The following is a 21,567-nucleotide window of genomic DNA, read 5'->3' on the forward strand; positions in this document are numbered from 1 at the left end:
TTCATTCTCGTTCAATAAATGTGTAATTATTTATTCTGGAGGCTTTGGCAATGGCGATGTCACTGGGAATCTTGTATCTCTCGCGACTGATGAGGAATATGGAGGCCTTGGATGTTGTGGTTATATTGTAGAATTCATACCCATACAGCAAAAATAAGGGGTTGAAATACAATGCCTGTGACCTGAACGTAAAAATGAAGAGGACTCCATATACAAAGAATAGTGTTTCCCAGCTGCTCACGCTAAGCGCCACGAAGAAATACCCCAAGTAGCTGGGTAAAAAGCTATTGTTCGCGTGCTCGATACTTTCCACCTGCCCTTGTTTGAACTCGTCCTTTCCTAAAAAAGAACTGAGGCGAAGACTCACTCCAGTGAGAAGGATCGGAATCAAAAGGTATAAGGCATAAGATACGGCATTAGGTGCTTTGTCTAACCAAGGAAGGCCAGGAAAGAAATGTGCCAGCGTAAGACCTTTTTGAACGAGATAAATGATGACCAGAAGCGACGTAGCATTAAAGGTCAGCAATATCCTGAATATAAAGTTGAGATCAAATCGTAACCTGTCCATAGGTTCCTTAGCGTAAAGATTAGGCATCGAAATTTCAGGTACTATAGATCGGAACGATAGCGAATTGCCATATTTTCGTCGAGCGTATGCTTGTTTCGTCAGGTTGATCTCGAGTTGGGCGAGATAGCCTTGTTGGGATTCGTGAAACCGCCGCATCCGTTTGAAACTTTGCTTTTCCCGCTAAACCCTCCGCTTTAGCGATCGTTGATCGCGCCGATCGGAGGGTTCACTCGCTTTTTCTCGAAGCCACCTTCTTCCGCCGTCTCATTTGGATATCTGATTGGCGCCACGCCTTCTTTTATCCTTCAGTAATCACCACGATCTCTATCGGGGGCAGCGCCGTTTCAGTGTCGAAGCGGATCTTTTCGTGGAGGCATGAATGTAGGTGTGGCGACAGCGGCGACGCCGGCGGCGACACACGTAGAACGTGACCTGGAGCATGGCGACAGAAGTGGCGACAGTCGCCACTTTCTGAGTGCATTAGCCGTGACGCTTGACCGCCTTTTCGAGTGGGTATAAAAAATTGGCGCACGGATCGCTGTCGTTGACAGCACCTGCCTAGGTAGCCAGAACCTTTAAGGCTACGCCACTTGCGTGGTGGTTCTCCCACAGTGCGATTAGCGTCCGGCGGCTCGCACGATCACTCCCCAGGAGTGATGGATGCATACTCGACTGATCTGCCCACTGCGGCAGACGATGGACCTACCTCGCTGCGCTTCAGCAACCTCACCTCTCGGCTCAATTCGCTGCGCCAATCCGCGCCCGTCTCTTTCTCCTGGAAAGAGACGGGCGCTCGTACCATTGCTGCGAGCCATGTCTTACATGGCATTGCCGCAACTCTCCTCGTGACAATCGGCCTGACAAATCTGATTCGTCGCCATCCGCATCGACACAGACACCGGTGCCGCAGCCTTTGGAAAGGCTGTACCTGACTGACAATCAGGCATGCTCCAGGTGTCCATGTCGTTGCCTTCTCCTGCTCAGGATCTCCAGGTGCCGAACTCGTCAGTCGGCACAGCTTCCACCCGCCCGCATCTTCGGATGCGACTAAGGAGGCCAGATTCATGGGTTCATGCCCTCGTTACCGGTCGTAAGGAGCCGTTCGTTCCGCGTCAGTGAACACCTCACAGGCCGCAGGGGCCTTGATTCCTGACAACACTCGACAGCCGTGGCGGGAGTACGTGAGGACAACCAGCAATCACCGAGGAGAGGGCCCATGCAGCGGTTAGATCCGAAGCCTGAGCTACCATAATCCCCTCGACCGTTAATCGAGTCGAATCCCGTGAGCTGGCGATCGGAGAGGCGGGCTGCGTTAGTAGGCATGGGGGCTACCTCCAGCACCGTTTTGGTATCCTGAAAGCAGCACTTGGCAGCCCGGGATACCACCTGGGATACCAAGGCGCTTGGAACTCAGAAATCCTCAAAAGACCCCGGAAGCCCTGAACCCCCCGTATTCACTAAATGTCAGGCACAAAAAAAGACGTCCGTGGACGTCTTTAGATGATGAAATGGTGGAGCCGGGGGGATTTGAACCCCCGTCCGCCAGTACTCCGCTGTCGGTACTACATGCGTAGCCGTGTCTATTAAGTTAACCCTCAGCGACCCGACGGGCAGGGTGCTTTGGGCGAGTTGTGTAAGTTTTAGCCGCTTCGTCCACAACGTACTGCACGGCGATTCTGTTCTATATGACAATCACTTTGGGTTTACAGACATCCCCTGATGATTGCTGGACCCGAAGGTACCAGAAGGGAAGGGCTAAGGCTGCTTACGCAGCGAGAGCGTATTCCCCGTAGGTTTCGTCATTGGCAACTATAGGAAGTTGCAACAGTGGATTTACGAGTTCTGTTACCAACTCGGCATGCACCTAAAGTTTCGCAACCGGCGTCGAATCCTAAACGGCCCCGAACCTGTCACTCGGTGAAGCTGTTGAGTGACAGGCATGTGCAGTGTACGCCAATACTTGGCTGAGGCCAACCCGGGGGCGATGTTACTGAGGATCGCCTTTGGCGTTGTTCTGCAGCTTCTGCAAGGCCTGGGTGGTGATTGCAATGCAATCCTTGGTGCCTTCCTCGGTACCTTTTTGGTGAGCCTGCTCGGCTTTGGCGACGTCCATGTTCAGGTCAGTTTTCAAGCCTTCGCTCAGTTGCTTCGTGCTGACCATGTCATTTCGGATCTTGGTCAGATTGGTCTCGCAGAGGTCGGCTGCAAACACCGGAGAGGCCAACAGTGCAGCGGAAATGAACAAGCCAGCAAATGCGGTGTGCTTCATGTGTATCTCCTTGAACGTGTGGTCTCGGTGCTGCCGGTCACGGTCAGGCCGAGTCGTTGTCGTAGGGCCCGACAGAGCCGGGCCTATTCAAGTGACTACAGTGAAGCGCAGGAATTCGATTTTTCGTCGAGCCCTGCAGAAGAGCCTTCACCGCTGGCGGGTTTGGCCCGGGTGACGCGGTCTACCAGGTACACCAGGCCGTGGTAGTCGATTTCACCGTGTTGCGTCAGACCAATCTCACAGGTGCGGCTGGTGGAGATGCCCTCGGTGCAGTATTGAACCGCGTCCTTGAGGGTGCGCAGCGAGTGGGCGTTGAGTTCCGGCGTGGTAAAGCCCTTGTCGCCGGCGAAACCGCAGCAGTGGATGCCCTCAGGGATGACCACGTGTTTGCTGCATTTGCGCGCCAGGTCGATCAGCGCCTGGCTCTCGCCAAGGTGCTGGGTGCTGCACGTGACATGCACGGCAATCGGCTCCTCCTGGGGGCTGAATTCCAGACGCTCCATCAGATGCGTGCGGATGAAGCGCACGGGGTCGTATAGGTCCAGGCGTACATCGCCGAGGTCCTGGACTAGCCGCAATGTGCATGGGCTGGTGTCGCAGTAGATAGGATCGAGGCCGCCGCGGCTGGCGTGCAGCAGGGCGCCGATCAGTTCCTGGCGTTTGTGCTCGGCTTGTTCGGCATAACCTTTTGAGGCGAAAGGTTGGCCGCAGCAAAGGCTGTCGACGTTGTCGGGAAAGACGACCTGATAACCGGCTTTTTCCAGCAACTGTCGGGTTTTTTCGTACAGCGAAATCTGCTCTTTATCTCCGGCCGCAGGGCCCATGACGCGCGACACGCAGGCCGCCAGGTACACCACTCTCGGGCGTTGGTCCGACACGGCCGGACTGAAGCGGATGGGGCTTTCCGGTTGTGGCATGGCGGGGGTCCATTGCGGAACCTGGCCTTTCGACAGTCGGTTCAACCCGGCCGACCAGCGCGCCAGCCGTGGTGCCCCCAGCAGCATGCGCGCGCCGTTGGCAACGTGCAGGGTAAAACGCGCTCCTTGCAAGGCCAGGGCGAAGTTGCCCGCAAGCCAGTCGGCGGTTTTCGTACGTGTTGCGGTACGGCCGCGGAGCTTTTTCACCAGGTCGCCGGTATTGATGCCTACCGGGCAGCGTTGGGCGCACAACCCGGTGGCGGCGCAGGTGTCGATGCCTTGATATTGATAGGCCGTTTCCAGTTCGGAAGTGTCGATGCCTGCGCGCTTTTTCGCCTGGATGTCCCGCCAGATCACGATGCGCTGGCGCGGGCTCAGGGTCAGGTCCTTGGATGGGCACACCGGTTCGCAGAAGCCGCATTCGATGCATTTGTCGACAATCTCGTCGGCGGCGGGTAGCGGTTTGAGGTGTTTGAGGTGGATCTGCGGGTCTTCGCTGAGCACCACATCCGGGTTGAGGATGCCGTTGGGATCGAGCAGGCGCTTGAGCTGCCACATCAACTGGTAGGCGTCGCTGCCCCATTCCAGCTCGACGAAGGGCGCCATGTTGCGTCCGGTGCCATGCTCGGCTTTCAGCGAACCGCCGAATTCCACCGCGACCAACTGCGCCACGTCATCCATGAACGCCTGGTAGCGTGCGACTTCTTCAGGGTTGTTGAAGCCTTGGGTGAAGACAAAGTGCAGATTGCCTTCCAGCGCGTGTCCGAAAAGGATTGCTTCGTCGTAGTGGTGTTTGTCGAACAGTTCGATCAGGCGGTTCACACCCGTCGCCAGCTGTTCTAACGGGAAGGTCACGTCTTCGATGATGACCGTGGTCCCGGTTTTGCGCACCGCGCCCACCGCCGGAAAGGTGTCCTTGCGGATGGCCCAGAGGCGGGCGTTTTCCTTCGGGTCTTCGGTAAAGTCGACCTGTTTTTCCACCGGGAAGTTGGCCAGCGAGGTCATGATCCGCGCCAGTTGTTCTTGCAGCAAAGACGAGGACGCGGCGCGGGATTCGATCAGCAGGGCGCAGGCATTCAGCGACAGATGCTGGACGAAATCCGGCATGCCTGGCTTGTCCTGGACGGAGCGCAGGCTGCGACGGTCCAGCAACTCTACGGCCGATACCGGCTGGCTTTTCAGCACGGTGACGGCGTTGCAGCAGGTTTCCACGTCCGGAAACACGATCAGCGCCGAAGCCTTGTTCGGATGGTCGATCACCGTGTTGTAGGTCACTGCGCTGATGAAACCGAGGGTGCCTTCGGACCCCACCAGCAAGTGGCTCAAGATATCCACAGGCTCGTCGAAATCCACCAGGGCGTTGAGTGACAAGCCGGTGGTATTTTTCAGACGGTATTTGTGGCGAATTCGGGCGGCCAGTTCGGTGTTGTCGCGGGTCTCGCGCCCGAGGCTCGCCAGGCGTTCCAGCAGGTCGCCGTGACTGGCTCGGAACGCGGCCACGCTGGCATCGTCTTCGGTATCGAGGCGGGTGCCATCGGCCAGCACCAGACGGATGCCGGCCAGGGTGTGATAGGTATTTTGCGCGGTGCCGCAGCACATGCCGCTGGCGTTGTTGGCGACGATGCCGCCGATCTTGCAAGCGTTGATCGACGCCGGATCCGGGCCGATCTTGCGTCCGAACGGTGCCAGCCAGGCATTGGCCTGGGCACCGATCACGCCCGGCTGCAGACGGATCTGCGTGCCCTGTTGGCGAATCTCGCGGCCGTTCCAGTTATCCCCCAACACAATCAGCACCGAGTCGCTGATGGCTTGGCCCGACAGGCTGGTGCCGGCCGCGCGGAAGGTGACGGGAACATGGTCGCGCTGGGCCAGCTTCAATAGGGCGACCACTTCGTCTTCGCTTTCGACTCGTATCACCAGCTTTGGAATCAGCCGGTAGAAACTGGCGTCGGTGCCGAAGGCCAGGGTCGACACGGGATCGTCGAAACGGCGCTTTTGTGGGATCAGTTGCTGTACGTCATGCAGGAAGGGGGCTGGAAGGCTCATTGGTCCTCCAGAATCAATACCACCAGATCCTTAGGACCATGGGCGCCATAGGCCAGGACTTGTTCAATGTCGGCGGTTTTCGATGGGCCTGACACCAGCAGGGCATTGGTGGGCATGCCCTGGGCCCATTCGAATTCCTGCTGCACTTCATAGAAGTTATCGCGGATCTCGCTGGCCTTGAGCAGGGCGAAATGCACCGGTGGCACCAGGCTCATCAGCCGCGGTTCTTCTCGCGTCGGCCACAGAATCAGGCTGCCCGTCGCGGCGATGGCGCCAAGGGTTCCGGTCAGGCTGGCGGGGGTGTCGTTGAACAGTTCGGCTTTCCATTCCTCGACCGGCCGGTCGTAGGCCTTGAGAGGCGGCAGGTCAGGATTATTCGCCCAGAACTGTGTGATTTTTTTCCCATGAGCGGTGGTTGGGGCGATAAGCAGGCTCGGCAACTGCCGGTCGCGCAGCAACTGCGCCAGCAGCGTCGTCCAGCCTTCGCCGGACGTCAGGTGGATTTCGGTGTGCACCGCTTCCATCAGTTTGCGCAACTGCGGGATGCGCTCTTCGGGCGCGTAGCGATAGGTTTGCGTGACCAGATCGACGTCGAAGTGGTCGGCAACCGGGGTGGTGCCGGTCAGGCTTTTTCGCAGCTTGGCGAGGATGTTGTCCCTGGCGCTCATCGGCGGTCTCCCTGGGCTTTCAGGTGTTCGCGGGCCAGGTCGTGCAGCGAGCGGGCGGCGGGTTTGGGGGCGCTGTGGTTTTGGGTCCAGGGGCCGACGTTGCTTGGCGTCAGGGCGCGCAGGCGCGTGGCGAGAAAGCCGAACAGCCGATACAGCCGCGGTGAACTGTTGAGCCGGGCCCAGGCATTCCAGATGAAGCGTTCCTTGGGCGAGTATTTGCTGCCCTGGCCGCGCATCACTTGATTCGGACTGTCCGGGGCCTTGACGTTTTCTTCCCGCAGGCGCCGCAGCAGGGCGGGGATCGGGATCTTCACCGGACACACTTCACCGCAGGCGCCACACAGTGAGGACGCGCTCGGGTGATCTGGCACTTTGGCGAGGCCGACCATGTGCGGCGTGATGATTTTTCCGATAGGGCCCGGGTAGACCTCGCCGTAGGCATGACCGCCGATTCGGGTGTAGACCGGGCAATGATTCATGCAGGCGCCGCAGCGGATGCAGTTCAGGGTCTGGCGCAGTTCGCTGTCGGCAAACGCCTGGCTGCGACCGTTGTCCAGCAGCACCAGGTGCACTTGCTGGGGACCGTCCAGTTCGTCGGCCTTGCGCGGGCCGGAGATCATGTTGACGTAGGTGGTGATCGGTTGACCCAGGGCCGAGCGGGTCAGCAGCGAGAGCAGCGGCACGACATCACGCAGGTTCTCCACCACTTTTTCGATGCCGGTCACGGCGATGTGCACCGGTGGCACGGTGGTGGACATCCGCCCGTTGCCTTCGTTTTCCACCAACAGCAGGGTGCCGGTTTCGGCGACGGCGAAATTGACGCCCGACACGCCGATGTCGGCTTCGAAGAATTTCTGCCGCAATACCTTGCGACCGATCTGAATGAGTTGGTCGACGTCCTTGGTGTACTCCACGCCGAGTTTGTCGTGGAACAAGGACGCGACCTGACCGGCATTCTTGTGGATCGCCGGCATAATGATGTGTGAAGGCTTCTCGTGGTCGAGCTGGACGATGTATTCCCCCATGTCGGATTCGAGACATTCAATGTCCCGAGCCTCGAGGAAATGGTTCATCTCCATCTCTTCGCTGACCATCGATTTGCCCTTGATCACTTGCCGCGCCTCGTGAGCGCGGATGATCGAGAGGACGATGCCGTTGGCCTCGTCCACCGTTTCCGCCCAGTGCACAGTCACACCGTTGCGGGTCAGGTTGCTTTCAAGCCGCTCGAGCAGGTCGGGCAGCTTCGATAACGCACGGGCGCGGACGGCATTGCCCAGCACCCGCAGGTGTTCTCTTTCGTGGGCATCGCTGAAGGACGTTGCCCGCTTGGTCATCAGTGAATCCATCGCACTGCGAAAGTTGTTTCGCAATTGCGTGTCGCCCAGGGCCTTGTGGGCTCGGGCACGAAAATCTTCCTGCAGCTCAATGGCCGGAATCAGCGTCGGTGTGCTCATGCGGCACCTCCGGTACGCTGCCAGAGGAAACTCGCCAAGTGCTGGCCGCGCAGCGCCTCCTGTTGTTTTTCCAGTGCGCCGTTGATGTTCATCAGGCAGCCACAGTCGGCACTGATGACCTTGTGTGCGCCGGACTCCTTCAACGCCCGGGTCTTGTCGGCCACCATCGCGCCGGAAATGTCCGGCATGCGAACGCTGAATGTCCCACCAAAGCCGCAGCATTCGCTTTCGTGGCCGTGTTCGACCCGTTCCACATTGCGCAGCTGCGCCAACAGTGCGCGGCCGTGCAGGTGGGTATTCATTTCACGCCGTGCCGAGCAGGACGTGTGCAGCGCAATCTTCACCGGTGTGCCGCTGTCCTGGAGCTGCACCTTGCAGACGAACAACAGGAACTCGGCCAGCTCAAAGGTCCGGGCAGCCAGGGCCTGAATCTGCTTGAGCGTGTCGGGCTCGTCCTTGAACAGGTCGGCGTAATGCTCTCGCACCATGCCAGCGCAGGAGCCCGAGGGCACCACCACCGGATAATCTTCGGCAAACAAGGCCAGTTGTGCCCGCGCCACCGTCCGCGCCTGCTCGGTATAGCCCGAGGTGTACGCCGGTTGCCCGCAACAGGTTTGCCCTTGCGGATACTCCACCCGGATTCCTTCGCGCTCCAGAAGATGGATCGCGTCCATCCCGGCTTCCGGGTAGAACAGGTCCACCACGCAGGTGCCGAACAGGTAAACCCGTTGCGGTTTTTCGCTGGGGTACTGCCGAGGCTCGGGCAATGGCGGGGCGACACGGGTCGCGTTCGGCACGGCGTTGTAAAAAAGCTCGCTCATCAGGCGTGTCTCCGGGTGGTCCCGGTTATCCGTCCGCTGAGGCTGCTGAATATAGAGATCAAATCTTTCAGCAACCTTGCAGACCCGGTTGTCGATAGCGGACGCCGGAAGGTGTTCCGGCGTCGGTTTTTTCCAGGCAACTTGCAGGACTCAGTGCACCAGCATGCCGGTGAACCAATAGGCCTGGGCCAAGGTGATCAAGCCGACGATCGTTGCAAAGAATAGGCTGTGTTTCAGGGTAAAACGGAACAGATCCGACTCTTTACCCACCAGCCCGGTGGCTGCGCAGGCCACCGCGATCGATTGCGGCGAAATCATCTTGCCGGTCACGCCGCCACTGGTATTGGCCGCCACCAGCAACGTGTCGTGGACGCCGATCTGGTGTGCGGTGGTCGCTTGCAGCGAACTGAACAGCGCGTTGGACGAAGTATCGGAACCGGTCAGGAACACCCCCAGCCAACCCAGGAAAGGCGAGAAGAATGGAAACGCCGCGCCCGTGCCGGCCAGCACCAGGGCCATGGTCGACGACATGCCCGAGTAGTTGGTGACGAAGGCGAACGCCAGCACCATGCCGATCGACAGGATCGGCCAGCGCAGTTCGAAAAGGGTTTCCTTGAAAGTGGTAAGACCAGTCTTTGGCTTGATCTTCAGTACCAGCATCGAGATCAGCGCGGAGAAGAAAATCGCCGTGCCGGTGGCGGAAATCGGATCAAGCTTGAACACGGCCGGAATGGCGGTGGGGTTGACCACGATAGGAGCGGTCTTGATCACCATCTGATCCAGGTGCGGGATGGCGAAATTGAATACCCAGGCGTACATCGAGCCGCCGGCGGCAAACATTGCCTTGAAGGGTTTCAAGGTCCAGATCGTGACCAGCACGGTGAGGATCAGGAAGGGCGACCAGGCCTTGATGATTTCGCCCAGGCTGTAGGGCGAAGCCACGGTGCTGCGCGGTTGGCCGAAACCACCGGCGCTGGCAGTCACTGTTGTGCCGGAAGTGGCGCCGGCAATCTGCGCGCCTGCGCTGCGTTTGGGCTGCCAGACTTTCAGGAACAGCGTCAGCGAGATCAGGCTGGCCAGGGCCGAGGTGATGTCTGGCAGCTCCGGGCCGATGAAGTTGGAGGTGAAGTACTGGGTGATGGCGAAGCTCAAGCCTGCCACCAGCGCCGCCGGCCAGGTTTCCCGCACGCCGCGCAGGCCATCCATCATGAACACCAGCCAGAACGGCACGAACAACGACAGCAATGGCAACTGGCGTCCGGTCATGGCGCCGATCTTGACGGCGTCGATACCGGTCACTTGGCCGGCCACGATAATCGGAATGCCCAAGGCGCCGAACGCCACGGGCGCGGTGTTGGCGATCAGGCACAGGCCGGCGGCATACAGCGGATTGAAGCCCAGGCCCACGAGCAAGGCGGCAGTAATCGCCACCGGTGCACCGAAGCCGGCGGCACCTTCCAGAAAGGCGCCGAAGCAGAAACCAATCAACAGCACTTGCAGGCGCTGGTCATCGGTAATCGATAGCACCGAGCTGCGGATGACCTCGAACTGGCCGCTCTTGACCGTCAGTTTGTAGAGGAAAACGGCAGCGACGATGATCCAGGCGATGGGCCACAGACCGTAGGCAAAGCCGTAGCCGGCAGCGGCGAAAGCCATGTCTGCAGGCATGTTGAACGCGAAGATCGCCACGGCAATCGCCAGGGCCAGGGTGATGCTTCCCGCCACATGCCCTTTGAGGCGGAACACCGCCAGGGCCAGGAAGAAAAATACGATGGGAATAACGGCCGCAAGTGCGGACAAGCCGAGACTGCCGAGCGGGCTGTAAAGCTGTTGCCAGGTTTGCATGGTGGGTGAGCCCCTAATTGTTGTTGGTCAGGCACTGGTCAGCGATTTTGGTTAATTGGTAAGACCAATTTACAAGCGCTGTCGGCTAGGGTAAAAGCCTTGGTTGTCGTGTGTCAATTTGCCGCCCTGAAACTTTCGTCGAATAAGTGCCGCAGATCGCCTCTGATCTGTTTGCCTGAATGGCTTCTGGTAGGTGTGGGTCGGGCCCGGATGGGCCAGAATAGAGAGCCCGGCGAGCTGCCGGGATCGTGGAGAATCGAGTTATGGGGTTTGATCAGATTCGTCAGCGCCGTTTGTCTGACGATATTGTCCAGCGACTTGAAGGGATGATCCTTGAGGGCACGCTGAAGTCTGGTGAGCGGCTGCCCGCCGAGCGGACCCTGGCCGAACAGTTCGGCGTTTCACGTCCCTCATTGCGCGAGGCGATTCAGAAACTGACGGCCAAGGGCCTGCTGGTCAGCCGTCAGGGCGGTGGCAACTACGTGGTGGAATCGCTCGGCTCGACGTTCAGCGATCCGCTGTTGCAGCTATTGGAAAGCAACCCCGAGGCGCAGCGAGACTTGTTGGAGTTTCGCCACACGCTGGAGGCATCCTGTGCCTACTACGCCGCGCTGCGGGCCACGGAAGTGGATCGCGAGCGGCTGACGGCGGCGTTCGATGAGTTGCAGGATTGCTATGCACGCCACGATGAAGTGAGTCGGGCGGAAGAGGGCGCGGCGGATGCCCGGTTCCACCTGGCGATTGCCGAGGCCAGTCACAACGCGGTTTTGCTGCATACCATCCGCGGGCTGTTCGACCTGCTCAAGCGCAATGTGGTGACCAACATCGGCGGCATGTACAAGCAGCGCAGCGAAACCCGCGACATGCTGATCAGCCAGCATCGGGAGCTGTACCAGGCAATCATGGACGGCCACGCCGAGCAGGCGCGGGAAGTGTCCAGCCGACATATTCTGTATGTGCAGGAAGTGTTGGAGGAGGTGCGTCAGGAAGTGCAGCGGGTGGCGCGGGCGGAGCGGCGCAAGGGGAAGTAGCCAGCCGGGTTTCGCTAACCCTGTGGGAGCGAGCCTGCTCGCGATGGCGGTGGATCGGTCAACATCGATGTCGACTGACCCACCGCTATCGCGAGCAGGCTCGCTCCCACATTGGATTGTGCGCGGGCTTACTCTTCCTTGCCCTTGTTGCGCACTGCGCGCTGCAGTTCGCGACCGGCATCGCGCTCGCGCTCGGTATCGCGCTTGTCGTATTCCTTCTTGCCCTTGCCCAGCGCGATCTCGCACTTGATCAGGTGCTTGCTCCAGTACAGCGATGTGCAGACACAGGCGTAGCCCTTCTGCTGCACGGCAGCGAAGAGTTTTTCCAGCTCACGCTTGTTGAGCAGCAGCTTGCGCGAGCGCACCGGGTCGGCAATCACGTGGGTGCTGGCGGTGGTCAGTGGCGTGATGTGGCTGCCCAGCAGCCAGGCTTCGCCATCCTTGAGCAGCACGTAGCTGTCGACCAGTTGCGCCTTGCCTGCGCGCAGGCTCTTTACTTCCCAGCCGGCCAGGACCATGCCAGCCTCGAAACGCTGTTCGATGAAGTAATCGTGTCGCGCCTTTTTATTTTGCGCGATGGTCCCTGTGGGGTGTTTCTTCTGTTTAGCCATAGGGGCGGCATTATAGGCAGTTGCGTGCGTGTCGGCTACGGTGAAGCAGCATGCTTGAGCACGTTGAGTGAATCCCGGACAATGCGGCCTCTTTTTTGAACGCTTGGGCGTGATCACGATGTCGACAGACAAGGTTTCTGTCCACGGCAGTTGGGCTAGCCGCTGGGTCTTCATACTCGCTGCGACCGGTTCGGCCGTGGGACTGGGTAGTATCTGGAAATTCCCCTACATGGTCGGCGTCTACGGTGGCGGTGCCTTCGTATTGATGTTCCTGGCGTGCATCGCACTCATCGGCGCACCGGTGATGCTGGCCGAGACCCTGATCGGTCGTCGTGCCCGGCAGAGCCCGGCCAATGCCTTGAAGGTGTTGGCGGTGGAAGCGGGACACTCGCCCAAGTGGTCGTGGGGAGCGTTCGCCGGGATGATCACGGCACTGCTGATTCTGTCGTTCTACAGCGTGGTCGGTGGCTGGTCGCTGGACTACATCATCGACATGGGGCGTGGCGACTTTCAGGGCGTGGTACCTGATCAGGTGGGCGCCTACTTCGGTGGTGTGATCGCGGACCCCTTGAGATTGACGCTCTGGCACACGGTCTTCATGTTGCTTTCCGCGGCGGTGATTGCCAAGGGTGTGGTCGCCGGGCTTGAGCGCAGCCTGCGGATCATGATGCCGCTGTTGTTCGTCATGATCCTGGTGCTGCTGGGCTACAGCATGACCACCGGGCATTTCATGGAAGGCCTGCACTTCATGTTCGATTTCAAGCCGGAGAAGGTCATGGACGGTTTGCTGCCGGCCATGGGGCATGCGTTTTTCTCCCTGAGCGTCGGGGTCGGCTCGATCATGATCTATGGCGCCTACATGCCCAAGAACGCCTCCCTCACCAGGACCGTCGTCGGTGTCGCGCTGCTGGACACCTTCGTGTCGCTGATGGCGGGTATGGCGTTGTTTCCAATTGTGTTCGCTGCCGGTCTTAACCCCAGTGAGGGCCCAGGCTTGATGTTTGTCAGCCTGCCCTTTGCCTTCGGCAACATGGCGTTCGGCCAGGTGATGGGTGTGATATTTTTCGTCCTGGTCGCCATCGCGGCCTGGAGTTCGGCAATTTCCCTGTTGGAACCCATGGTGGCCTACCTGGTTGAGCGGACGCGGATCCGTCGCGGCTGGGTGACGTTCTGGTTGGCCTTCACTTGCTGGTTTGTGGGCCTGGGGACGGTGTTTTCCTTCAATATATGGAAGCAGGCGAAGTTTTTCGTGAACGAAGACGGTCTGTTCCGCCTCTACCAATGGGGAGCAACCGGAGGACTGGATTTCTTCGGCGTGATTGATTTCTTCACATCACGGATCATGCTGCCACTGGGTGGTTTGTGTTTCGTGGTGTTTGCAGGCTGGATCATGGGGCGTGAAGCCGTACGCGATGAGTTGTCGCTGCGCAGTCCTGTATTGTTTGCCTTGAGCCTGTTCCTGATGCGCTACGTGGCCCCGATTGGCATCCTCGTGGTGTTTGCCGCCCAGCTGTGGAAGTGACGCTTACATGACGACACATATTCAACGCTCGGCCTTGCTGCCTTATCCGGCGCAGGCGCTGTACGACCTGGTCAACGATGTGGCGAGTTATCCGCAGTTCCTGCCCTGGTGCTCGTCCACCGAGGTGCTCGAGAGCTCCGAGACCCATATGCGTGCCAGACTCAATGTCGCCAAGGGCGGGTTGAGCCAGCATTTCGTTACGCGCAATACCCTGGTGCCGGGTCAGTCCATCGAAATGAACCTGGAAGAAGGGCCTTTCAACCAGCTCCACGGTGTCTGGGTGTTCAAGCCGTTAGGTGAGAAGGCCTGCAAGATAAGCCTGGATCTGTCGTTCGACTACGCAGGTCCGCTGGTTCGGGCCACGTTGGGGCCGTTGTTCAATCAGGCGGCCAATACCCTGGTCGACGCGTTCTGCCAACGTGCCAAGCAAAACGCAGAGCTCAAGCGTTGATTGAGATAGAAGTGGTGTACGCCACCGTCCAGCGTCAGGTCTTGCGGACATTTACCGTGTCGCAAGGCACGACGGTTCGTGCAGCGCTGGCTGCATCGGGCATCGCTGAGGCGTTCCCGGAGCTCGATCTGGCCGCGTGTCCGGTGGGGATTTTCGGCAAGGTGATTGCCGATCCAGAACGCCAGGCGGTGCAGGCGGGTGACCGGCTTGAGATTTACCGGCCGTTGCTGGCGGATCCGAAGGAGATCCGTCGCCTGCGTGCGGCCAAGGCTGCTCAGGCCCGTAAACCGAATCAATAATCGGGCTTGGATTGCAGGCAATAAAAAACCCGGCATGCCGGGTTTTTTCATGTCGCGGTTTATTGCGGCGTAGTGTCCAGCGGTTCTGGCGTCGGGACGGGGACGGTTTCGACGCTGTCCACATCCTTCTGGATCTGGTCCAGCAACGAGCCTGGCTTGACCGGCTTTTCCGGTTTCGCCTTCTCGCCGTTCTCGGCTGGCGTGACCGTTGTGCCGCTGTCCTTGCCCAGGATGGCCTCGTCGCGACTCACGCCAGGCATGAAATCGCCTGACAGGCTGACGAGTTGATCATTGGCGTTGAAGATGACGCTGATGCGTTCCTGCTGGCGCTCACCGCCGCCAGGCTGCAAGCTGTAGAGATAATCCCAGCGATCGGCGTGGAACGTGTCGGTCAGCAGGGGGTTACCCATGATAAACCGTACTTGCCGGCGGGTCATTCCCGGGCGCAACTGGTCTATCATGTCCTGCGTCACGACATTGCCCTGCTGGATGTCGATTTTGTAAACCCCGGGGAATGAACAACCGGCGAGTGCGAGCAGTCCCACGAAGGTGAAACTGGTTAGCAAGAGCTTGGTGTTTTGCATCGGTGGGCGACTTCCACTATCTTGGCTGGGACAACGTAAACGCCGATCATACCCGCATTAAGAGAAGCTGCGAAGCAGCATCGCGAGAAAGCTGACCATGGTTGAAAATAGCGAACTACGCAAAGCCGGCCTCAAGGTGACACTGCCAAGGGTCAAGATTCTGCAAATGCTCGACTCCGCCGAGCAGCGGCACATGAGTGCCGAAGACGTCTACAAGGCCCTCATGGAAGCAGGCGAGGACGTCGGTCTGGCCACGGTTTACCGTGTTCTGACCCAATTCGAGGCTGCCGGCCTCGTGGCTCGCCATAATTTCGATGGCGGTCATGCGGTCTTTGAATTGGCGGATGGGGAACACCACGACCATATGGTGGATGTGGAAACCCGTGAGGTTATCGAATTCATCAGTCCTGAAATCGAAAAGCTGCAAAAAGCGATTGCTGAAGAGTATGGCTTCGAGCTGATCGATCACCATCTCGTCTTGCATGTACGCAAGAGAAAGTAAGCATGGGAAATGAAAGAAGGCGACCTCAGGGTCGCCTTCTTTCATTTAAGTGATCGTTCCTGGTCTCTTCAGGATTTTGCCGCGACGACCATTTTTCTCGCATGGGCTAGGGATTCCTTGGTGAGATCGATCCCTCCCAGCATCCTCGCCACTTCTTCAACACGCTCGTTCTTGCTGAGCCTGGACACTGCGGTGCGGGTGGCATCCTCGTCACGTACTTTATGGACAAATAGATGTTGGTGCCCTTGTGCGGCGACCTGAGGCAGGTGAGTGACCGTCAGCACCTGGCCGCGCTCCCCCAGCCTGCGTAGCAACTGGCCGACAATTTCCGCGGTCGGCCCACCAATACCCACGTCCACTTCGTCGAATACCAGCGTCGGTACGCGTGAGGTTTGCGCGGTGATGACCTGGATGGCCAGGCTGATTCGCGACAACTCACCGCCGGATGCGACTTTCGCCAGCGCCTTGAGTGGTTGCCCAGGGTTGGCGCTGACCAGCAGCTCTACCTGCTCCAGCCCGTTGGGCTGAAGTTCGTCGCCTGCGTTGGGGCGCAGTTCGATGGTGAAGCGTCCCCCCGGCATGCCCAGGCGCTGGATTTCCTGCTCCACGGCGCTGGCCAGCCCGGTTGCGGCCATGCGGCGCAGCTCGCTGAGTTCCCTGGCCTTCTCCTGGTAATGACGGGCATAGGAGGCCAGTTCGTCTCCCAGGCGCTCGATGGATTCGTCATTGGCATTCAGGGTTTCCAGCTCTTCCAGCAGGCGTTGCTGCAGTTCGATGACGTCGGTGGGCTGGACGCGGTGTTTGCGGGCCAGGGTATAGATAGTGTCCAGGCGCTCTTCCAGATATTGCAGGCGCGCCGGGTCGGCGTCGAAATGATCGAGGAACCGGTTGAGCTCCCCCACGGCCTCTTCGACCTGGATCTGTGCGCTGGTCAGCAGGTTGGTTGCCTCGCTCAGGGCGCCGACGGAATTGTTCACGCTGGAGAGTCGGTTCAGGCTCGCCGTCAGCGCATTGAGTACGTTGCCCGAATCACTTTCGCTGCATTGCTCGACGACTTGCCGGCAGATGCCCAGAAGGGTTTCGGCGTTGGTCAGGTTCTTGTGTTCCTGCTCCAGCTCCTCCAGTTCGTTTTCCCCCAGGGCCAGGTTCTCCAGCTCTTCGAGCTGGTAGCTCAAGAGTTGGTGACGGGCACGCTGTTCGTCGCCGGAGTTGGAGAGCCGGTCCAGCTCCTGCCGGGTCTGGCGCCAGCGCTGAGCCGCCAGTTGGACCTGGCGGGCCAGGTCGGTGGCTCCAGCATATTCATCGAGCAGGCGACGATGGGTATCGGTCTTGAGCAGGGACTGGTGTTCATGCTGGCTGTGGATGTCGATCAGCAGTTCCCCGAGGGCCTTCAGGTCGCCCAGGGGGCAGGGAGTGCCGTTGATGTAGCCTCGGGAGCGGCCTTCGGCGGTGATGACCCGGCGCAGGATGCACAGGCCATCGGTGTCCAGGTCGCGCTCGGCCAGCCAGGCGCTGGCTTCGGGGATGTCGACCAGGTCGAAGGTCGCCAGGATGTCGGCCTTGTCTGCTCCGGGACGTACGACGCCACTGTCGGCGCGATCACCCAGTGTCAGGCCCAGGGCATCGAGCATGATCGACTTGCCGGCACCGGTCTCACCGGTAATCACGCTCATGCCTCGGTCGAGCTCGAGGTCGAGGTGTTCGACGATGGCGTAGTTGTGTACGGACAGGTGCACCAGCATAAAGCCGCTCCCAGGCGTTAGGTCTGGTTATTTATACAGTGTTTTGTTTCGGGCTGACAATGCCCTCGCTTAGGTCGATTTGCTTGGGCAAGTGAGTTTCTTAGCGCGGTCGGTAATACGTATGCAATTGCTTTCTGTAAGGTCATTTCGTCGAACGCCCCTTGAAGCTGGAAAACCTGGCCCCATATACGGGGCAGAAGCGCGAGTCGAGCTCGCGGACGAAGTTGAGAGGAGAAAACTATGGCTGACGAACAGACGCAGGATACGCAAAACCAAGAGGCCAATCAGACCTCCCAGGATTCGGGTGGTGATCTGGCGGCCCGTGTACAAGTGCTCGAGGAGCAACTGGCCGGTGCGCAGGATCAGGCGTTGCGTGTAGCAGCCGACCTGCAGAACGTCCGCCGTCGCGCCGAGCAGGATGTTGAAAAGGCTCACAAATTCGCTCTGGAGCGCTTCGCCGGCGACCTGCTGCCAATCATCGACAGCCTGGAGCGCGGCCTGGAGCTGTCCAATCCGGACGACGAGAACATTCGTCCGATGCGCGAAGGCATCGAGCTGACGTTGAAAATGTTCCAGGACACCCTCAAGCGCTATCAGCTCGAAGCCCTCGATCCTCACGGTGAACCCTTCAATGCCGAGCACCACCAGGCCATGGCGATGCAGGAAAGTGCCGACGTCGAGCCGAACAGCGTTTTGAAGGTTTTCCAGAAAGGTTACCTGCTCAATGGTCGTCTGTTGCGTCCGGCCATGGTCGTGGTCAGCAAGGCGCCAGCACCGGTTTCACCTTCTATTGACGAGCAGGCTTGAAATCGGGCGCAGCGGCCCCATCTAAGAAGTCAAGCGTTTAAGTGCTACCGCGGTTAACCACCACTGCCGCGGCAACAAAATCCAAGTTCCGGGAGAGTTAACATGGGCAAGATTATCGGTATCGACCTGGGGACCACCAACTCGTGCGTCTCCGTGCTGGAAAACGGCAAGGCCAAAGTTATTGAAAACGCCGAAGGCGCGCGTACCACGCCGTCGATCATCGCGTACGCCAACGATGGCGAAATTCTGGTTGGCCAGTCGGCCAAGCGTCAGGCAGTGACCAACCCGCACAACACTCTGTATGCGGTGAAGCGTCTGATCGGTCGCAAGTTCGACGAAGAAGTCGTTCAGAAAGACATCAAGATGGTGCCTTACAAAATCGCCAAGGCTGACAACGGCGACGCCTGGGTCGAAGTGAACGGCCAGAAGATGGCGCCGCCACAGATCTCGGCTGAAATCCTGAAGAAAATGAAGAAAACCGCCGAAGATTACCTCGGCGAAGCGGTGACTGAAGCCGTTATTACCGTTCCTGCCTATTTCAACGACAGCCAGCGCCAGGCGACCAAAGACGCCGGCCGCATCGCGGGCCTGGACGTAAAACGCATCATCAACGAACCTACCGCGGCTGCCCTGGCCTACGGCATGGACAAGGCCAAGGGCGATCATACCGTGATCGTTTATGACCTGGGCGGCGGTACTTTCGACGTCTCCGTGATCGAAATCGCTGAAGTCGATGGCGAGCACCAGTTCGAAGTATTGGCAACCAACGGTGACACGTTCCTGGGTGGTGAAGACTTCGACATCCGCCTGATCGACTACCTCGTTGATGAGTTCAAGAAAGAAAGCGGCATGAACCTCAAGGGTGACCCGCTGGCGATGCAGCGCCTGAAAGAAGCCGCTGAAAAAGCCAAGATCGAACTGTCCTCGAGCCAGTCGACCGATGTGAACCTGCCGTACATCACTGCAGACGCCACCGGTCCGAAGCACCTGAACGTAAAAATCTCCCGCGCCAAGCTTGAAGCGCTGGTGGAAGACTTGGTTCAGCGCACCATCGAACCTTGCCGCATCGCGATGAAAGACGCCGGTATCGACGTTGGTTCGATCAACGACGTGATCCTGGTAGGCGGTCAGACCCGTATGCCGCTGGTGCAGAAGCTGGTGACCGATTTCTTCGGTAAAGAAGCACGTAAAGACGTGAACCCGGACGAAGCCGTGGCCATGGGGGCTGCCATCCAGGGCGCCGTTCTGGCCGGTGATGTGAAGGACGTTCTGCTGCTCGACGTCAGCCCGCTGACCCTGGGTATCGAAACCATGGGTGGCGTGATGACCGCGCTGATCGAGAAGAACACCACGATTCCTACCAAGAAATCCCAGGTGTTCTCGACGGCCGACGACAACCAGAGCGCGGTGACCATCCATGTGCTGCAAGGTGAGCGCAAGCAGGCTGCCCAGAACAAGTCCCTGGGCAAGTTCGACCTGGCCGAGATTCCGCCAGCGCCACGTGGCGTTCCGCAAATCGAAGTGACCTTCGACATCGACGCCAACGGCATCCTGCACGTCGGCGCGAAAGACAAGGCCACCGGCAAGACCCAGTCGATCGTGATCAAGGCCAACTCCGGTCTGTCCGAGGAAGAAATTCAGCAAATGGTTCGCGATGCTGAAGTCAACGCCGAGGAAGACCGCAAGTTCGAAGAGCTGGCCAGTGCCCGCAACCAGGGTGATGCCCTGGTGCACTCGACTCGCAAGATGATCGCTGATGCTGGCGAAAAAGTGACTGCAGAAGAGAAGACTGCCATCGAAGCGGCCGTGGTTGCCCTGGAAGCTGCCGTCAAAGGCGACGACAAGGCTGCCATCGAAGCGAAGATCGAAGAGCTCTCCAAGGTCTCCGCGCCAGTGGCCCAGAAGATGTATGCCGAACAGGCTCAGCCCGCTGAAGGCGCCGCGCAACCGGGCGAATCAGCCGAAAAAGCCGACGATGTCGTCGACGCAGAGTTCGAAGAAGTGAAAGACCACAAGTAATCGCTTGTTGGTCGGCCGGTTGACTGCGTTTGTGCGGTGGCTGGTAGGATGTCGCCGCGCGGGAGCTTGCTCCCGCGTTGGCGTGTCTGGAACCCATGAATTTTTACAGCATGCGACAGCGTTCGGATGCTGGTGGCGTGTCGGGAAAGCTCCTGCTTTTCGTGTAAGGCCTGAGATCTGGACCACTGAATCGATGTGGTTGGGTCCGTGCCTGTAGGGGCTCAACGAGTTGGGCGAGGCTCAGGAGAGCTTTGCCGGACGTCCTATAAGAGTGCAAAGACTAATGGCAAAGCGTGATTTCTACGAAGTATTGGGTGTCGAGCGGGGAGCCAGCGAGGCGGATCTGAAAAAGGCCTACCGTCGCCTGGCGATGAAGCACCACCCGGACCGTAATCCCGGCGATAAAGCGTCGGAAGAGCTGTTCAAGGAAGCCAACGAGGCTTACGAAGTGCTCTCCGATTCCAGCAAGCGTGCGGCTTACGATCAATACGGGCATGCCGGTGTCGACCCGAGCATGGGCGGCGGCGGTCCCGGTTTCGGCGGCCAGAACTTCTCCGATATCTTCGGCGACGTGTTCAGCGATTTCTTCGGTGGCGGTCGCGGCGGTGCTCGCGGTGGCGCCCAGCGTGGCAGCGATTTGCGCTACACGCTGGAGTTGAACCTGGAAGAAGCGGTGCGTGGTACCACCGTCAATATCCGCGTGCCGACGCTGGTCAATTGCAAGCCGTGTGATGGTTCGGGTGCCAAGAAGGGCTCCTCGCCTGTCACTTGCCCGACCTGCGGTGGTATCGGTCAGGTTCGCATGCAGCAAGGCTTCTTCTCGGTGCAGCAGACCTGCCCGCGTTGCCATGGCCAGGGCAAGATCATTTCCGACCCCTGCGATTCCTGTCATGGCGAAGGACGTGTCGAAGAGTACAAGACGCTGTCGGTCAAGGTGCCGGCCGGTGTCGACACGGGTGACCGTATTCGTCTGTCCGGCGAAGGCGAGGCGGGTGCCCAGGGTGGCCCGACCGGCGACCTGTATGTGGTGATCAACGTGCGCGAGCACGCGATCTTCCAGCGCGACGGCAAGCATCTGTTCTGCGAAGTGCCTATCAGCTTCGTCGATGCAGCCCTGGGTGGCGAACTGGAGATCCCGACCCTCGACGGTCGCGTCAAGCTGAAAATCCCCGAGGGTACGCAAACCGGCAAGCAGTTCCGGATCCGCGGCAAGGGTGTTGCGCCCGTGCGCGGCGGTGGTGCGGGCGACCTGATGTGTCGTGTGGCTGTGGAAACGCCGGTCAACCTGAGTCGGCGCCAGCGTGAGTTGCTGGAGGAGTTCCGCAGTTCGTTGGAAGGTGACAACAGCCACTCTCCGAAAACCACTGGTTGGTTCGAAGGCGTGAAGCGCTTCTTCGGCGATCTGTAAGGA

18 protein-coding genes and 1 other RNA gene are annotated in these 21,567 nt (G+C 59.3%); 8 read left to right on the forward strand and 11 right to left on the reverse strand.

The window, feature by feature from the left end:
- Position 1: 1 nt before the first annotated feature.
- The 8 genes from AD665_RS17675 to AD665_RS17705 form a co-directional block, all read right to left on the reverse strand.
- Positions 2-595, reverse strand: a complete 594-nt coding sequence (locus AD665_RS17675; protein ID WP_231995001.1) for a hypothetical protein — start codon at positions 593-595, stop codon at positions 2-4.
- A 1,482-nt stretch (positions 596-2,077) separates the two neighbouring features.
- Positions 2,078-2,471: a transfer-messenger RNA gene (gene ssrA / locus AD665_RS27035) on the reverse strand.
- An 84-nt stretch (positions 2,472-2,555) separates the two neighbouring features.
- Entirely contained in the window at positions 2,556-2,837 is a 282-nt protein-coding gene (locus AD665_RS17680; protein WP_024779973.1) for a hypothetical protein, read from the reverse strand.
- A gap of 95 nt (positions 2,838-2,932) precedes the next feature.
- Positions 2,933-5,800 (reverse strand): FAD-binding and (Fe-S)-binding domain-containing protein, encoded by a 2,868-nt coding sequence (locus tag AD665_RS17685; RefSeq protein WP_053193002.1) that lies wholly within the window; start codon positions 5,798-5,800, stop codon positions 2,933-2,935.
- A complete protein-coding gene (locus AD665_RS17690) occupies positions 5,797-6,468 on the reverse strand; it encodes a LutC/YkgG family protein (RefSeq protein WP_041025015.1) in 672 nt (223 codons plus the stop codon). The genes AD665_RS17685 and AD665_RS17690 overlap by 4 nt, the downstream gene beginning before the upstream one ends.
- Positions 6,465-7,922, reverse strand: a complete 1,458-nt coding sequence (locus AD665_RS17695; RefSeq protein WP_053193003.1) for a LutB/LldF family L-lactate oxidation iron-sulfur protein — start codon at positions 7,920-7,922, stop codon at positions 6,465-6,467. Before AD665_RS17695 ends, AD665_RS17690 begins: the two co-directional genes overlap by 4 nt.
- Entirely contained in the window at positions 7,919-8,743 is an 825-nt protein-coding gene (locus AD665_RS17700; RefSeq protein ID WP_053193004.1) for a (Fe-S)-binding protein, read from the reverse strand. Before AD665_RS17700 ends, AD665_RS17695 begins: the two co-directional genes overlap by 4 nt.
- Positions 8,744-8,893: 150 nt before the next feature.
- The gene (locus AD665_RS17705; protein ID WP_024779968.1) at positions 8,894-10,588 is read right to left on the reverse strand and encodes a lactate permease LctP family transporter; all 1,695 of its coding nucleotides are present in this window, start codon (positions 10,586-10,588) and stop codon (positions 8,894-8,896) included.
- Positions 10,589-10,851: 263 nt separating this feature from the next.
- Here AD665_RS17705 and AD665_RS17710 point away from each other — a divergent pair, with 263 nt between their 5' ends.
- On the forward strand, positions 10,852-11,619 hold the full coding sequence (locus AD665_RS17710) for an FCD domain-containing protein (protein WP_024779967.1): 768 nt from the start codon (positions 10,852-10,854) through the stop codon (positions 11,617-11,619).
- A gap of 128 nt (positions 11,620-11,747) precedes the next feature.
- On the opposite strand, the gene smpB is transcribed toward AD665_RS17710, so the two are convergent.
- Positions 11,748-12,230 (reverse strand): SsrA-binding protein SmpB, encoded by a 483-nt coding sequence (smpB, locus tag AD665_RS17715; protein ID WP_024779966.1) that lies wholly within the window; start codon positions 12,228-12,230, stop codon positions 11,748-11,750.
- A gap of 118 nt (positions 12,231-12,348) precedes the next feature.
- On the opposite strand from smpB, the gene AD665_RS17720 reads away from it, so the two are divergent.
- The 3 genes from AD665_RS17720 to AD665_RS17730 are packed head-to-tail and all read left to right on the forward strand — an operon-like array spanning position 12,349 to position 14,502.
- Positions 12,349-13,752, forward strand: a complete 1,404-nt coding sequence (locus AD665_RS17720) for a sodium-dependent transporter (RefSeq protein ID WP_053193035.1) — start codon at positions 12,349-12,351, stop codon at positions 13,750-13,752.
- A gap of 7 nt (positions 13,753-13,759) precedes the next feature.
- On the forward strand, positions 13,760-14,203 hold the full coding sequence (locus tag AD665_RS17725) for a type II toxin-antitoxin system RatA family toxin (protein ID WP_024779964.1): 444 nt from the start codon (positions 13,760-13,762) through the stop codon (positions 14,201-14,203).
- Positions 14,200-14,502 carry an RnfH family protein gene (locus tag AD665_RS17730; protein WP_053193005.1) on the forward strand — a complete coding sequence of 101 codons (303 nt, stop codon included), beginning with the start codon at positions 14,200-14,202 and terminating at the stop codon, positions 14,500-14,502. Before AD665_RS17725 ends, AD665_RS17730 begins: the two co-directional genes overlap by 4 nt.
- 59 nt (positions 14,503-14,561) lie before the next feature.
- Here AD665_RS17730 and AD665_RS17735 read toward each other — a convergent pair whose 3' ends face one another.
- The gene (locus AD665_RS17735) at positions 14,562-15,086 is read right to left on the reverse strand and encodes an outer membrane protein assembly factor BamE (RefSeq protein ID WP_024779962.1); all 525 of its coding nucleotides are present in this window, start codon (positions 15,084-15,086) and stop codon (positions 14,562-14,564) included.
- A gap of 97 nt (positions 15,087-15,183) precedes the next feature.
- Between AD665_RS17735 and fur the strand changes: the two genes are divergently transcribed.
- Positions 15,184-15,588 carry a ferric iron uptake transcriptional regulator gene (fur, locus tag AD665_RS17740; RefSeq protein WP_024779961.1) on the forward strand — a complete coding sequence of 135 codons (405 nt, stop codon included), beginning with the start codon at positions 15,184-15,186 and terminating at the stop codon, positions 15,586-15,588.
- A gap of 68 nt (positions 15,589-15,656) precedes the next feature.
- Here fur and recN read toward each other — a convergent pair whose 3' ends face one another.
- Positions 15,657-17,330, reverse strand: a complete 1,674-nt coding sequence (recN, locus tag AD665_RS17745; protein ID WP_053193006.1) for a DNA repair protein RecN — start codon at positions 17,328-17,330, stop codon at positions 15,657-15,659.
- A gap of 240 nt (positions 17,331-17,570) precedes the next feature.
- Between recN and grpE the strand changes: the two genes are divergently transcribed.
- From grpE to dnaJ, 3 genes are all read left to right on the forward strand, one after another.
- Positions 17,571-18,137: a nucleotide exchange factor GrpE gene (gene grpE / locus AD665_RS17750; RefSeq protein ID WP_024779959.1), complete on the forward strand. Its 567-nt coding sequence runs from the start codon at positions 17,571-17,573 to the stop codon at positions 18,135-18,137.
- 102 nt (positions 18,138-18,239) lie between these two features.
- Positions 18,240-20,156: a molecular chaperone DnaK gene (gene dnaK, locus AD665_RS17755; RefSeq protein ID WP_024779958.1), complete on the forward strand. Its 1,917-nt coding sequence runs from the start codon at positions 18,240-18,242 to the stop codon at positions 20,154-20,156.
- A gap of 283 nt (positions 20,157-20,439) precedes the next feature.
- On the forward strand, positions 20,440-21,564 hold the full coding sequence (gene dnaJ / locus AD665_RS17760) for a molecular chaperone DnaJ (RefSeq protein ID WP_033034781.1): 1,125 nt from the start codon (positions 20,440-20,442) through the stop codon (positions 21,562-21,564).
- The last annotated feature ends 3 nt before the right edge of the window (positions 21,565-21,567 follow it).

This window comes from Pseudomonas corrugata, assembly GCF_001269905.1.
GTDB classification, from domain to species: Bacteria; Pseudomonadota; Gammaproteobacteria; order Pseudomonadales; family Pseudomonadaceae; genus Aquipseudomonas; species Aquipseudomonas corrugata.